The organism is Vibrio sp. 704 (genome assembly GCF_033339295.1).
Map to the genome: position 1 here is coordinate 328,217 of NZ_JAWOUH010000002.1, position 14,301 is coordinate 342,517.

A 14,301-nucleotide genomic window follows, 5' to 3' on the forward strand; every position below is an offset into this window, starting at 1 on the left:
TCGAACACCTTGAATTTAATTGGATTGAGCGCCAATCAACGAACGTGTTCTAGCAACGTAACTGCCTACTTGGCAACATCAATACGAGCCATGTAACACGGACGTCTCTGTATTGGTAAAAGCAGTATGTAGTGAGTCCTTTTGTGAATATTTCAGTCGATACCATAGAACAATCCCTCCTTAAACAGCTACCAGGTTGTTGGGGATGCAAAGATAAAGATTCGGTATTCCTATACGTAAACCAGGAATACGCAGAACTGTTAGGGCACACGTCGCCCGAGGAGTGCTTGGGTAAAACTGATTTTGATATGGCCAGCCCAACCACTGAATGCGCGCAAGAATTTCAACGCCAAGATAAACATGTTCTCGAAACTGGCGAGTCACTAAAAATTCTGGATATCCACCCTTATCCAGATGGCCGCTGGCGAGCACATATATTTACTAAAACACCGTGGCGAGATGACAAAGGCGACATCGTAGGCACCATTTTCTACGGAAGGGAACTCACCGACACCGCCGTGATTGAAGTCGGGTATTGGGTTTGTCGTGCAATCAGTACCAACCCAAATCAACAATCCATCTTTCGTTTTTCTGACTTACAACCAAAACCAGAGAAGCTCACATGCCGCGAGCAAGAAACGCTTTTCCTCTTGCTCTATGGCAAAAAGCCTCAATTTATCTCTCAGGTCATGGGCATATCAACAAAAACCGTTGAAGGTCACGTCGCACGCTTACGTAATAAGTTTGCAGCGAACAGCAAGAACGAGCTAATAGATAAAGCAATGGAAGCAGGCTACGGCTCTGTTGTACCCAAAACGCTGCTTAAGCATCAATTATCGGTTGTGTTGAATGGAGAGCGATAATTCGCATCGCTTCTACCTACAAAAACACCGCCCCAATTCTTATATACAGTAACTTAATGGGTGTATAATGTGTACTAAGGCAGAGAAATCTGCCTTTTTATTGCTCAGTTATATTTGTAGGTATATAGTGTTTACTGTGTATGGTGTGTATGAGGGAAGTATAATTTGTCATCAGTTAAAGTCAGGGCGACTATTGTAGAAGACAACACGGGCATCAAAAGCCAACTCCCTATCTTGCTGACAGAGCAAGGAGAATTGGGTGCGGTAACGGACTACCTGCTCAAGTTAGAGGTGGAGGGTGTGAGTAACTCTGTTATGGATGGCTTTCTTCAAGCCGTGTCTTTGCTGTTGGATTACATGGAAGCAAATAGAGGGTTGTTCGACGATCCGAAGTTGCTTTTTCAGACCTTTTCTAAGCGTTTATATACTGGAACGATTGGTGAAGATGGGCTTGACCCGTCTGGTTTGTACTGGGTACCAAGTTCAACCAGTAACGTAAATAAGCATATTCATCGATTGACGGCATTCACCGATTGGTTGGCAGAAAAGCAAGGCACTGTGCCAATGAATCCCTTGCGTAATGCCACACCTCATGAGCAACGACTCAATTACGCTGCATGGTATCGCAAAAACCAGAACGACTTTCTTGGTCATATCGAAGATAAGACCGTCAACAAAACCATCCGCAAGGCACGAACTATTAAAGGTCGAACACCACTCGTTAAAACCGAAGATGACGCTATTTCCTTTCCTGAAAAACATTGGGAAGATTTTTACATGAATGGCATTGGTGGTGCGAAAGACCCGCGAGTGGCGCTCAGAGATAAATTAATTCTCCTGCTCATGCATGGCGGTGGATTGCGAGAAAGTGAGGCATTAGTGCTTTGGGTGACAGATGTATTTGAAGATCCCTATAACCCTGATAGCGCTGTCGTCCGAATTTACAATGAAATAGATGGGAAAGCTCCTGAAGGCTGGCGTAGTCGTTCTGGTACTCCCAGCAGAGAAGCATATCTAAAGGAGCAATACGCTCGGATTCCTCGCCAACGAATGAAAGGTACGGGTCATCTTGGTTGGAAAAACCGTGTAGTTGACCATAAAGATAACTACATACAGGTTCAGTGGTTCCCTACCGACTATGGCAAAGTGTTTATGTCACTTTGGAAAAACTATCAAAAGTACCGCGCCAGTATCGATTGTCACCACCCATATGCGTTTATTTCTTTTCAGCACAGCGCTCTCGGCAATCCTTACACAATATCCGCTTTCCATGACAACTACGCCAACGGATTAAAGCGCATTGGCTTAGCTCCGAGTAAAGCTGAAGGTTTAGATCCCCACGGACATCGACACAATTACGGCAGACGTTTAGAACGTTCAGGACTGAGTCCCTTGGTGATTCGCCGTTGTATGCACCACAAGTCCCTAGACTCACAAATTCCCTATACAGGCAAAGGTCAGCAAGAAATCTCTGACGAACTCACCCAAGCCACCTTGCAACTGGCAAACCCTGAATCCAAAGTCAAAGCACTCGATTGGAAAGCTCTGGTTGAACACGGCTTTGACGATATCGACCCACAGGGTTACTTCACGGGAAAACATCCAAAACTGAGAGGTAAATAATGGCGAAAAAACGTAGAAAACATGATGGACGCACATCGGATTTAACCTTCTCATGGGTGCTTACTACGCTTGGAGCAGAATGGCAGCAATGGCAAGAACTAGCTGCTGAGTGGATGGCGACACAAACTAATGGGATTGACACTAAACAACTGGCTTTATCACGTTTTTTTGAATCTTATCTTTTTGAATACGCATCTTACGCAGTCGATTTACCGTTATTTTTTAAGGGTTATAAAGGGCATCTGTGCTCTAGCGAAGAGTTGGAGAAAGTTACTCGATTAAAAGTAAGTAGCCCTGATAAAGTTCAAAAATATGTCAATCACCCCACTAATTTCATTGATTTTGTTATTGAAAAGATCTTCTCCGAAGAAGATGACGACGGCCACATTGTACGACTAGTTCAAAACCCACTAAGTAAAATATCAAGACAAGATAGTTCAACAGAAACAGTCCGAAACCTTTTGCCATATCGCTACATTCAGGACTTACGCAATATTCTCTGCCCCTTACCTGATAAAACCGAACTCGCCGTCATCGAGCAAAACCTCAAGCAAGGTGAGACTCTGCTTCCTGCTTATCACTACCGCCACTTCAGGCATTGGGCATGGGCGCAGCAGAAGACAGTGCATGGAAATCAAAGTGGTGACTGGTTCGAAATAGAGCCAGATCTGATTGATAAATCCGACCCAGATTGTGTTTGGCGCACCAAAGAAGTGACTCGCAAAGACAATAAAATCACCCTTCACCAAATCTGGTCGCCTGTCAAATCGATGATGATTTTCATAAAGCTGCATTTGCCGCTGCGTACCTATCAAGTTCGTATGTTAGACAGTGGAGAAGCCGATACATGGCGCTATGAGCGAGGTCAATGGGTACTAAATACCCAACATGACTTCGCACTTGGCAGCGAAAAACGCCCGTTCGGAAAAGGCGTCTTCCGCCGCATTCGCGATCCCTTGACAGGAATATATTCGACAGGGCTTTACATCAACACCAACAAGACCGCAGATCAAAACAAAGACGAACTGGAGCGTGGCTACATCATCCCTTGGCAAAATGAGGAAGTGCTTTATTGGCTGGAAAAACTGCGTAACTGGCAAGAAAAGTATAATCCGATAACAAAGCCCACCGATTGCACCACACTGCTTGCCAAGCACACTAAACACAAGAAGTCGGATAAACAACTAGAGAGTATGGGTGAGATTGCTTTCTTGTTTCGTGATGCGCCAGCGAAAGGTGAGGATAAAGGCAAACCAATTCAAGACAGGTCTATTTCTCCTTTCTGGTATTACCTCCTACTTGAAATGGAAAACCGACTGGCAGAGCGAGGCAACACACTGGATAACGGTGAGCGTTTGAAACTGGTTGTGGACTACCCAGAGAATACACCAAGGGGAAACAAGATTTCGACACAATTTCCATTGCACAGCTTGCGTGTCTCGCTCATCACCGCTTATACGATGGATACGCAACTGCCATTGCCTGTGATTTCTAAACTACTTGCAGGTCATACGCGCCTGTTGATGACCATCTATTACAACAAAATCACTCCATCCGTCATGGCAGAAAAAATGGATGAAGCACATGATGCGCTGGATGAAAAATCCAAACAATCGGTACAGAACTTCCTCAAAGATGCCTCGATGGAGCAAATTCAATGCAAGATGGTGTATCACAACGAAGATAGCGTTCAGGCAGCACTGATTAATCGCAATCCAATCGGTTGGGAAGAGCGTTCGTGTGGTCTGTGTTTGGTCGGTGGCAACACTGTAAAATCGGATGAAGTCAGCACCCTTGGCGGGTGCTGGAACGGTGGAGAGTTGATTAAGGATTCAAAAGTCGCTGCCAGCCGCGTTTATGCCAGCGTGCCACATGGCGCTGAAAACTGTATTCGCTGCCGCTGGTTTATTACCGAAGCACGATACCTTCCTGCTCTAAATGCCCACTTCAATCAACTGAGCTACAAAGCACATCAGGCGGCTAACCTCGCTGTGGAGATTGAGGGCGAGCTGGAAGCTCTGAAAGACGAGCAGTTCTTTTGTGAAGAGCAAGGCAAGCCATTTATCAAGTACGATGAGCTGCAATCGCTACAACGCCGTTGGGAAAAGCAACGAGTCGAGGCAAGTGAATACGCTGAAGACTGGATAACGTGCTTTGAACTTATCAACAAAATCATTCGTGTCGAAGAAGCCAGAGTCGAGGGCGACACCAAAGACAAACTGATTGCGGTAGGTGCTGAGCAAGATATCACTCATGCCTTGAAGTTTGTTGAAACTGACTCTGAGTTACTGCACCTATCGCTACTCTGTGATGATGCTGAGTTCTACCCTGATTTGCAGGACGAACTTCGCAAAACACCTGCAATAGAAAAGCGTTCACGCAAGCTCAGCCGTGTGCTGATGAAAAAAGGCTTCGAGCCGATTTTTATGGAGATGGACGACAAGCAGCAACTTATCGCTGCCAATGCCATGCTGCGTCAAATGGCGAAAATCGCTGACCCTGACGATAAGCTCGAAGGCTACCGCAAAGTGGCTAATTACATCGAAGCGGGTGAATACCTGACTGATAACAAACTGTTCTCTGAGGGTATTCATGCTCTGACTGACAAAGCCATTAATCTAGATGGCATAGCATTACCGAACTTATTGGAGGACTAATGGAACTGGATATTGATGTCATTCTGGCTGACTTAAAAGAAGGCAAAGTGCCTCGCACTCAGCAAAACCTCGATAAGCTCAACGACACGCTGAAAGCCTATGCGGAATCAGGTCAACGTGACTTCTCCATCACGCAAATTGGTCGAGTTTCCGCTGAAAATGGTGGGCTTGCCTATGAAGCCATACGAGCGACCCGTAACAAGCACTATCGCACCCTCATCGAAGCGTGGGCAGCGAAGTGCAACACCAACACAAAAAAACCGTTATCCAACACCTCACGGTCTAAATCTGTCCCTGCGGATAATAAGCTGTTGGAGCGCATTCCAGACCCTGCGGTACGCGCCTTGTTTGGTCAAATCATTGCTGAGCGTAACCGCTACCGCAAAGAGGTTAATTTGCTCAAGCAACACGCCAATATCACCATCGACAAACGCCCTGTGCGCCAGTTTGATACCACAGCCGAGCCAAGCGTGGAAGTGCCGCCATCCCTATCAGGCATACTCACCGAATCAGAGAAAAAAGCCTTAGCGTATGCCATTTCTGATGAATGCATGGACAAGAACGACTGGCAGTATACTCAGGCGGGTCAGGTGAAAGACATGGAATACAATAGCGAAGTATTCCCTAGAGGCTTTGTCACAGGGCTTCGCAAGCTATTGGGTGAGGTAGATAACTAATGGCAAGTGGGCAGCAAAAAGCGCAACAAAACCTTGAGGCATTTGAGGTCTGGAAAGCCACACAGACGGACGATGACTTTAAACAAATCGTGTTCAGAGGTCAGCTTAATCGAATCGAAGTGGCAAAGGGTATCGGTTGTGGAAAATCTGCTTTAAACCAAAATCCTGCCCTCAAAAAAGCACTCAAAGCATTAGAAGGTGAACTGCGCGGTAAAGGCGTCCTTCCACCGTTGACCGACGCTGCCAAGAAGAATGCGGATAAACCCAAAGCCTACGATAATACAGCGAATCGTAAGCTACTCGATTCAAAGCGAGTGTCTTCATTAGAGGCTGAAAACATTGAATTGAAAGCTAAGGTCAAGGAGCTTGAAAAGCGACTTGAGCGCTTCGGTGAACTGTCTGAAACCTTATCTGAAATGGGGTTGATGCCACGATGAATGTCGCTTTGTATGAAGACCAAATGCGTGTAACCAGTATCCCTTACCGCTCGACCCAAATGGTGATATTCAGCGGTGTGCCGCTGGCGAAAGACTCCTACAAAACCAATAGTGGGAAGTATTACGTTACCATCAAAGCCGACCCCGATAGCATCCCTGTGCAACCCACGTTGGGTCAGTGTTGGTCAGTCAAAGGCGCTCGCCAGATAGAAAACATGGAGGCTGGGGATTATGTAATGCAGCAGCACACCTATGAATCACCCAAGCATGTTGAATGCACCTTGCCCGAAACAGGTGAGCAACTGATACGCTTTATCGCCAAAGAAAGTGACTTCAAGGGTATTGGCGAAAGCAAAGCTAGGGCGCTCTGGCAGCTCTTAGGTAATGACTTCCATACGACATTGAGAAATGACACGCCTGAATCCAGAAAGCGCCTGACATCGATTCTGAGTAACGATTCAGTAGAAGCGCTCTTTAAAGGATACGCCAAATACAAAAATCTGGCGTATTGCAACTGGATGAGTGAGTACAAAATTCCCGCCAGTGTGCAGCAACGGCTGCTCAAGCATCACGGCGAAGCCTCCATCGATGTTATCAAGGGTAATCCTTATGCTCTGATGGGCTTTGGTCTTTCATTCAGTGCCATTGAAGATATTATCAAGGTAACGGATTTTAAGACCGATGTTGCACAGGATGACCCAAGAAGGCTCAGCGCTGCTCTAGAAATGTCGATTCGAAAGGAGATTGAAAAAGGTCACACCTATACCGAATCAACTTGAAGATGCAGGCTTGAGAACCTGAAAATTATCATTAATTCGAGATGCCAAAGAGCCTGCGATCTCTGGAAGAGTCACAGTAAAAAATTGGTCTATTGCTGCCTTGAAGTCCCGTTTACTTTTGAAGTAAACGTTGTTCCTCGACTTCTCATTCATTACTTTCCAAAGCCGCTCTATTGGATTGAGGTTTGGGCTGTAAGGTGGAAGATAATGCAGCTCGATATTAAGGACAAATGCCGCATCTCTGACCAAGTCACTACGGTGATATCCCGCACCATCTAAAATGATATGAAGCTTATGAGCTAACGGATAACTCTCTCTTAACTTACAGAAAAAGCGAACTATCGTTTCACTGTTAATGCTCTCATAATCATCAATAATAGTAGCTCCGATATCTGACAGGTTCAGTGCGCCAAGAATGTTCAATCGACTGCGATTTCCCGTTGTTTCAATCACTTTATCTTGACCAGTTCGTATCCAGCCATGAGATATTTTTGTTGATAGGGTTGGGTGAACAGCATCGATAAAGACTATCGATTCATCCTCGTCACAACTTGCCTTTAGCGCTTCGTAAGCATCTATGAAAGCTTGTTGTTTTGCTTCATCAAACTTATGTGGAACGCCTTTCGGTTGCTTGTAGCTAAAACCGTTATGGTGAAGCCATTTGTTCATACCAGAGACAGTGTAATCAAGTCCAAAAGTCTCTTTAACGTAGGCGACAATTTGATGAGTATGAGGATAGGTTCTCTCAGTCAAATGCTCGATTAGGTGCATGGTTTGAGTTGCAGAAAGCTTGCTTTGACTTCCGCCATTTTCAGGCTTAAGTTTTTCAGAAAGAACGTAGTCGCTAAGGTGACGTGCAACGGTGGATTCATGAATCCGAAGAGCTTGTGAAATCATGGTCTGACTCCAGCCTTCAGAAGCCAGCAAAATAGCCTTAATACGGTCGCAAACTCGACTATCACGTTCAATATCGTGCATTTGTTCGAGTTGCAGTTTCTGTTGAGGAGTCAGTGTAATTTTCATGGTTCGTAGCATGATCCTGATTCTAAAAAAATCAAGCATCTTCAATGATCACGGGTATAGGTTAATCCACCTACATGATGTAAAATGCGCTTTTTTTTAGTAAGCTAATATGCACACGGATGCTTTCTATGCGCAAAAACCTCCCTGTTACATCTAACGAAATAACTTTCCCATCGTCTGTGAAGCTAATTTCAGTTACGGATAAAAACGGCAATATTGTTGATTGTAATGACGCTTTCGTTGAGGTAAGCGGATTTTCCAGGTCGGAGTTAATTGGCCAGCCACATAATATTGTTCGACACCCCGATATGCCAGCGATGGCTTTCAAAGTAATGTGGTCACATCTAAAAGAAGGTAAAGCATGGATGGGGTTGGTTAAGAACCGTTGTAAGAACGGTGACTTTTACTGGGTAGACGCTTATGTAACACCCGTGACCGCTAATGGACAAGTTATTGGGTACGAATCTGTTCGTTCAAGCCCAAGAGCAGAAGATGTACAAAGAGCAGACAGAGTATACCGCCGCTTGAGTTCGGGAAGTAATTTACCTAAACCGTTACCTATATCGCTGCCTAACATTTTTTTAATGGTGTCTGTCGCTATCGCGCTTGCGACATTCTTTCTTGGTTACAAAGAGTTATCAGAGAGTTTGTTGCTCGCCGTCATTGCGATCTATGCAATTTGGGTCAATGTGAAAGACCACGCCAGAGCGTCTGACTTAAAGAAATTACTAAGCCGTTCTTTCTCGCATGAACTCGCAGTTCTCACCTACACCAATAAGTCCGGATTTACTGGCGCATTAGAAGTCTCTGTATTGAGCCAGCAAGCTCACCTGACAACTATTATCAACCGCATTGATGATGCCGCGAAAAGAGTATCGCGCGAAACACTTTCCTCATTTGACTTGGTTAAACAATCTAAGCAGGTTATTGATCACCAGCAATCTGAAACGATTCAGGTTGCTACAGCGATGAATGAGATGACGACAACTATTTCAGAGGTATCGCATCATGTTTCCAATACCGCTTCACAAGCTGATAAAGCATTTAATCTGGCCGAAACCGGTGGAGGACTCTCCAAAACAACAAGCGCCTCTATTGAAAAACTTAGAGCAACTGTCCAGACCATTTCGAAATCCGTTGTTGATGTAGAGCTACAAACGACGAAAATTGCCCAAGCAGCTCAAATAATTGAACAGATTGCTGAACAGACCAACTTACTTGCGCTAAATGCTGCTATCGAGGCAGCGCGTGCCGGCGAGCAAGGCCGAGGTTTTGCCGTGGTTGCTGAAGAGGTGCGTAATCTTGCAAAACGTACCCAAGATTCTACGAAAGAAATATACGAGATTGTCAGAGCTCTCTCACTAAAATCCAGCGAGGCCGTTAAAGTAGCTGAATCAGGTGCTTCTGACGCTGACGAGGGGGTGTCAAAAGTCATTGAGAGTGGAGATATGCTGCAAGGAATCGTTGCCTCAGTCGGGCATATATCCGATATGACGACACAGATGGCAGCAGCTGTAGAGGAGCAAGCTCATGTGGCTGAAGATATCAATCGCCAGGTTGTAAGTATTTCAACATTGGCCGATGAAAGCGCCAATTCTGCTGATAAAACAGCAAGCTCTCTAGAGCACCTTAATAAAATATCTGAAGAGCTACACGAGCTGGTGGTGCGTTTTAAATGAATATGTTAATGAAGTCTATTGACCAAAGGACAAATCTGGCAGGTCAAAATCGCTTTGAAATACTCCTCTTTAGCCTGAATGGTCATCAGCGTTTTGGAATCAACGTCTTTAAGGTTCGGGAAGTAATTCGTGTACCTGAGCTCATTGAAATGCCAGGAGCCCACCCTTTTATAAAGGGCATTGCGCAGCTTCGTGGCAATCCAGTTATCGTTATCGACCTGAGTGAAGCTACGACAGGTAAGCCGATAGGTTATCCCGAACAGGCTTTTGTGATTGTGACGGAATACAACCGCTATATCCAAGGCTTTCTAGTTTCGGCAGTTGATCGCATCGTTAATCTGAACTGGAGTCAAATTCAACCTCCACCTCAAGGAGCAGGGCAAAGTCATTACCTAACTGCAGTGACAGAGATTGAAGGCAAGCTCATTCAAGTCATAGATGTTGAAAAAGTGTTCTCGGAGATCATGCCCAACGACCATGAAATTGAAGCTGAAACGGCGCAACAGCTTAAAGGGTTCAACACCTCTGAGATTGAAGTGTTGGTTGCGGATGATTCAGCAGTTGCCAGAAATCAGATTAAACGCGTATTAGACAGCGTAAATATCCCGTCTAAACTGGTTAATGATGGCCAATCTGCGCTTCAATTTTTACAAGACATGGCAGTTAAGCATAAAGGCGTCCTTTCCGAGAAGATACCTTTGGTTATCTCCGATATTGAGATGCCAATTATGGATGGCTATACGCTCACTTCTGCGATCAAATCTGAACCACTTTTAAAAGATATTCACGTCGTTTTGCACTCATCACTAAGCGGTGTGTTCAACGAGTCAATGGTTAAGAAAGTCGGCGCAGACCAATTTATCGCTAAGTTTCATCCCGATGAATTATTACAAGCAATCAATCACTGGTTGTTAACGAAGTAAAGACAGGTGCGCTATTAGAGTGGAAGAAGTATTAAAGCGATTAAACATCAACCCCGTTTCTTTTGATGAGCGTAAAGCTCTTATTAATCTTTCAACTACCGAAATTAAATTGCTCGAAGCCATTCATAAACCACTTTATGCCTATGAGAATGAGCTTATTCATGCTTTTTATCAGCATCTTTTAAAGTTTGACCATGCATCGAAGATGCTGCATGACGTTAACCTGATGAGCAAACTTCAAGAAACACAAAAACTGTACTTTAGGAAATTAACTGCCGGCGATTATGGATTCGACTACGCCCAAGATCGTATTAGAGTGGGCATTGCGCACCAAAGGGTTGGTTTGACGCCGCAATGGTATATTGGCGCTTACGGTGTTTACTTAGATCTCGTTTGTAAATTCGTCAGTGTGATTTTGAATAGCGATACGGGGAGTATCGAGCCAACGTTAACTGCGCTCTATAAAGTGGCGCTACTGGATATCACCCTCGCCTTTGACGCCTACATGTACGCTAGCCACCAGACACTTGAGCAGTCCAGGCAGCAGATTTCTGACAAATACGATTTTCAAATTCGTACCAGCAATGCCATCGCTAAGATTCAGCGCGCTTTTATACTTAATGAGTCGTATGACAGTGCACTTAGCCTTTTACTTAATGAACTCATCGCTCTGACAGATAGTCAGTTCGGTTTGATTGGTGAGGTGCGGGAAGACTCGCAACTACGACCGTATCTGAAGGTCAGCGTCTTGACAAATATCAGCTGGGATCATGAAACCCGTGAGCTATATGAAAGAAGTAAGGCGGATGGCTTAGAGTTCCATAATCATCACAATTTACTGGGTGAAGTATTAACAACCGGCCAAGCTGTTATCTCAAACAATCCTCAGGATGATTCTCGTGCTGGTGGCACACCACATGGTCATCCCAAGCTCTCCTCCTTCCTTGGATTACCAATTAAACATAATGGTAAGTTGATTGGCATGGTCGGTCTGGCTAACGCAGCCAACGGCTATGAACAATCTGAAGTTGAGAAACTGAATCCCATCCTAGAAACCTTGGAATCGCTATCTGAAGCAAGAGAGATTAAAAATAAACTTGCTCTGACACTGGAAGAGAACGCCCGCCTTGCATTAGTTGCTACACAGACTGTGAACGGGGTAATGATCTTAGATTGTGATTACAACATCACTTGGTGTAATGCCGGCTTCGAACGAATCTCTGGTTATTCTTTGGAGGAGCTTGCGGGTCAATCGCCGTGGGCAACATTAACTGGGCCACAGACTAACAGCTTTGACCTTTTGAAGTTACAAAAAGCAGTCGCAAAGAGAAAGTCTATTGAAATTGAATTACTTAAATATCGAAAGAGTGGAGAGACCTTTTGGAGTCGCATCAGTTGCAACCCTTCGTTTAATGAGCTTGGAGAACACTCGGGATATATTTCGGTTGAACTGGATATAACTCAAGAGCGCTTGAGGCAGGACGAACTGACCAGCTTTAAAAGTGTTGTTGATCAAATCGCTGATGCCGTCTTATTTTTTGATGCCGAAACGTTGGACATTTTATATGCCAACCTCGCTGCACAGCATCAACTTGGGCGGAGTTGGGCGATGTTACAAATTATGAAGCCCTACGAATTTAAGCCGAGCTACGATGCACAATCGTTCGATCGGCTTTTGAAGCCGCTCAAAATGGGTGAGGTGGAGCTGCTGCATTTTGTTACCCAACATCGCAAAGGGGATGGCAACATCTATCATGCAGAAATTAGTATGCAGATTGTACAAACCGCGTTTAACCAAAAAGTCGTTGTCTATATAATTCGTGACATCTCAGCGCAGCTTGATTATGAAAGACTCAAAAGTGAAAACGAAAAGCGCTTGGTGAATTTGCTGCATAAATCAGAGGATGCGATGGGCATAATCAGCCCAGATTTTGTGATTACTGATTGTAATGATGCAGCCGCAAAACTTTTTGGCTTGTCTGACCGCAAAGCGCTGATTGGTTTGTCGCCTATTCAATTCTCACCACTGAACCAAGGTAAAAACAACAGCAAAGAGCTCGCCAAAGTTCTTTTAAATAAAGCCTCAACAGAGGGTTACCAGCGTTTTGAATGGCTTCATGTCACTAAAAAAGGTCAGCATATACCGATAGAGGTAAGGCTCACTCCAATCATCTACCTTGGACAAAACGCTATCCTGGTAATTTGGCGCGATTTAAGGGACATTAAAGCCAAAGAGCACCGCATCAAGCAATTGGCATTTTTTGATGAGCTAACAGGACTGGCTAATAAAAATTTATTCTCTGACCGAGTTAAATACCTTCTTAAAATTGCAGAGAGATATCAATATACCATCGCGATTGTATATATCGACCTGGTTAATCTTGAAGATATTAACGAAACAATGGGATACGAAGCGGGTGATGCAGTCATCCAAGCGGTCGGTCGCAGATTAGCAAAAACCATCCGCGGTGCAGATACTTTAGTGCGTTGTATCTTTGAGAACGAGGACTGCCAGACTTTACCTGTCGTCAATGACATAGATCGAGAGTTTGACTCCTTAGCCCGTTTAAATTCTGATATTTTTGCGCTTGCAGCCGTTTTATCTAATCCCGATGCGGCATCAATAATGGTCAACAGGTTACAACAAGCTCTCGCTGAGCCGCTCGAAACCCTAGAGGGTGAAGTCAGTATCAATGCAAGAGCTGGAATTGCTTTATATCCTCAGGATGCGGATACCTTTGATGCAATAACACGAGGTGCCAATATAGCACTTAATATGGCCAAAGAGTCCGGTTTACCCAGTTGCTATTTTAATATTGAAGAGGGTGAAAGGATTCAGAAAAAATCAATTATCTCAAAGCAACTTGAGAGAACCTTACTCTCCTATCCTGATAATCTGCGAATCGTCATTCAACCTCAAGTTTGTTTAAAAACACATAAGTTAGTCGGTGCTGAGGTTCTGGTGCGCTGGAGAGACGAAGAGCTTGGCGAAGTTTCGCCAGGATCCTTTATTCCAATTGCTGAAGAGCGAGGGTTAATCAATAAGTTGACGCATCTCGTATTAGAACGTGTTATTGAACTGAAACGCAGTTGGCAGAAAAAAGAAGTGTTCTCGCAAGAAAATTTGCGCTTCAAACTTGCGGTTAATATTTCAGCGAAAAGCTTTGATGATGAGTCTGTAATTAATGGTTTTTTATCTTTGATAGAGCAAGCGGGGTTAGAGCCAAATGATTTTGAGCTTGAGCTTACCGAAACTGGGATTATGCGTGATCCCGATAAAGCAATATCAACTTTAAATACGATACGAAGTAAAGGTTTTGCGATTGCCATTGATGACTTTGGTATGGGGCATTCTTCATTAAGTTATCTAAAAAACATCAATGCGGATGTGCTGAAAATTGATATGCACTTTATCAAGTCAATACTTGAAGATGAGAAAAACCTCGCCATTGTTAAAACCATTATTTCAACAGCAAAGATTTTTGGCTTGAAAACTCTTGCTGAGGGAATTGAAACTCAAGAAATTGCGACGCTACTGGCAGAACTGGGTTGTGATTGGGGGCAAGGTTACTACTTCGATAAACCTCTCTCTGTTGAGCAGTTTGAAAAATTACTTTTGAGCTATAAAAGAGAATACTGA

The 14,301-nt window shown here is 44.3% G+C and carries 10 protein-coding genes; 9 read left to right on the forward strand and 1 reads right to left on the reverse strand.

From position 1 onward, the window contains the following. Nucleotides 1–143 precede the first annotated feature (143 nt). The 6 genes from R7R24_RS05350 to R7R24_RS05375 all read left to right on the forward strand — a co-directional run bounded on the left by R7R24_RS05350 (nucleotide 144) and on the right by R7R24_RS05375 (nucleotide 7,036). Nucleotides 144–863 carry a PAS domain-containing protein gene (locus tag R7R24_RS05350; protein ID WP_017820063.1) on the forward strand — a complete coding sequence of 240 codons (720 nt, stop codon included), beginning with the start codon at nucleotides 144–146 and terminating at the stop codon, nucleotides 861–863. Nucleotides 864–1,028: 165 nt separating this feature from the next. Further along, nucleotides 1,029–2,486, forward strand: coding sequence for a gamma-mobile-trio recombinase GmtY (gmtY, locus tag R7R24_RS05355; protein WP_318119459.1), 1,458 nt, complete (start codon nucleotides 1,029–1,031; stop codon nucleotides 2,484–2,486). Beyond that, entirely contained in the window at nucleotides 2,486–5,143 is a 2,658-nt protein-coding gene (locus R7R24_RS05360) for an integrase family protein (protein WP_318119460.1), read from the forward strand. The genes gmtY and R7R24_RS05360 overlap by 1 nt, the downstream gene beginning before the upstream one ends. Next, nucleotides 5,143–5,820 (forward strand): gamma-mobile-trio protein GmtX, encoded by a 678-nt coding sequence (gene gmtX / locus R7R24_RS05365; RefSeq protein WP_318119461.1) that lies wholly within the window; start codon nucleotides 5,143–5,145, stop codon nucleotides 5,818–5,820. Before R7R24_RS05360 ends, gmtX begins: the two co-directional genes overlap by 1 nt. Beyond that, nucleotides 5,820–6,257, forward strand: coding sequence for a VPA1267 family protein (locus R7R24_RS05370; protein ID WP_318119462.1), 438 nt, complete (start codon nucleotides 5,820–5,822; stop codon nucleotides 6,255–6,257). Before gmtX ends, R7R24_RS05370 begins: the two co-directional genes overlap by 1 nt. A gap of 23 nt (nucleotides 6,258–6,280) precedes the next feature. Beyond that, nucleotides 6,281–7,036 carry a helix-hairpin-helix domain-containing protein gene (locus R7R24_RS05375; RefSeq protein ID WP_318119463.1) on the forward strand — a complete coding sequence of 252 codons (756 nt, stop codon included), beginning with the start codon at nucleotides 6,281–6,283 and terminating at the stop codon, nucleotides 7,034–7,036. Here the strand turns inward: R7R24_RS05375 and R7R24_RS05380 are convergent. Beyond that, nucleotides 7,028–8,059 (reverse strand): IS630 family transposase, encoded by a 1,032-nt coding sequence (locus tag R7R24_RS05380; RefSeq protein WP_213972059.1) that lies wholly within the window; start codon nucleotides 8,057–8,059, stop codon nucleotides 7,028–7,030. The genes R7R24_RS05375 and R7R24_RS05380 overlap by 9 nt on opposite strands. A 128-nt stretch (nucleotides 8,060–8,187) precedes the next feature. Here R7R24_RS05380 and R7R24_RS05385 point away from each other — a divergent pair, with 128 nt between their 5' ends. Genes R7R24_RS05385 through R7R24_RS05395 form a run of 3 tightly spaced genes read left to right on the forward strand, consistent with a single transcriptional unit; the run spans nucleotide 8,188 to nucleotide 14,301 of the window. Further along, nucleotides 8,188–9,738, forward strand: a complete 1,551-nt coding sequence (locus R7R24_RS05385) for a methyl-accepting chemotaxis protein (protein WP_318119464.1) — start codon at nucleotides 8,188–8,190, stop codon at nucleotides 9,736–9,738. Further along, on the forward strand, nucleotides 9,735–10,661 hold the full coding sequence (locus R7R24_RS05390; protein ID WP_318119465.1) for a chemotaxis protein: 927 nt from the start codon (nucleotides 9,735–9,737) through the stop codon (nucleotides 10,659–10,661). The genes R7R24_RS05385 and R7R24_RS05390 overlap by 4 nt, the downstream gene beginning before the upstream one ends. A 19-nt stretch (nucleotides 10,662–10,680) precedes the next feature. Next, nucleotides 10,681–14,301: an EAL domain-containing protein gene (locus tag R7R24_RS05395; protein ID WP_318119466.1), complete on the forward strand. Its 3,621-nt coding sequence runs from the start codon at nucleotides 10,681–10,683 to the stop codon at nucleotides 14,299–14,301.

Excerpts from the sequence above, each read along its gene's own strand:
- R7R24_RS05360 (WP_318119460.1), top strand. The coding sequence starts at position 2,486 with ATGGCGAAAAAACGTAGAAAACATGATGGACGCACATCGGATTTAACC.
- gmtX (WP_318119461.1), top strand. The coding sequence starts at position 5,143 with ATGGAACTGGATATTGATGTCATTCTGGCTGACTTAAAAGAAGGCAAA.
- R7R24_RS05370 (WP_318119462.1), top strand. The coding sequence starts at position 5,820 with ATGGCAAGTGGGCAGCAAAAAGCGCAACAAAACCTTGAGGCATTTGAG.
- R7R24_RS05375 (WP_318119463.1), top strand. The coding sequence starts at position 6,281 with ATGCGTGTAACCAGTATCCCTTACCGCTCGACCCAAATGGTGATATTC.
- R7R24_RS05380 (WP_213972059.1), bottom strand. The coding sequence starts at position 8,059 with ATGAAAATTACACTGACTCCTCAACAGAAACTGCAACTCGAACAAATG.
- R7R24_RS05385 (WP_318119464.1), top strand. The coding sequence starts at position 8,188 with ATGCGCAAAAACCTCCCTGTTACATCTAACGAAATAACTTTCCCATCG.
- R7R24_RS05390 (WP_318119465.1), top strand. The coding sequence starts at position 9,735 with ATGAATATGTTAATGAAGTCTATTGACCAAAGGACAAATCTGGCAGGT.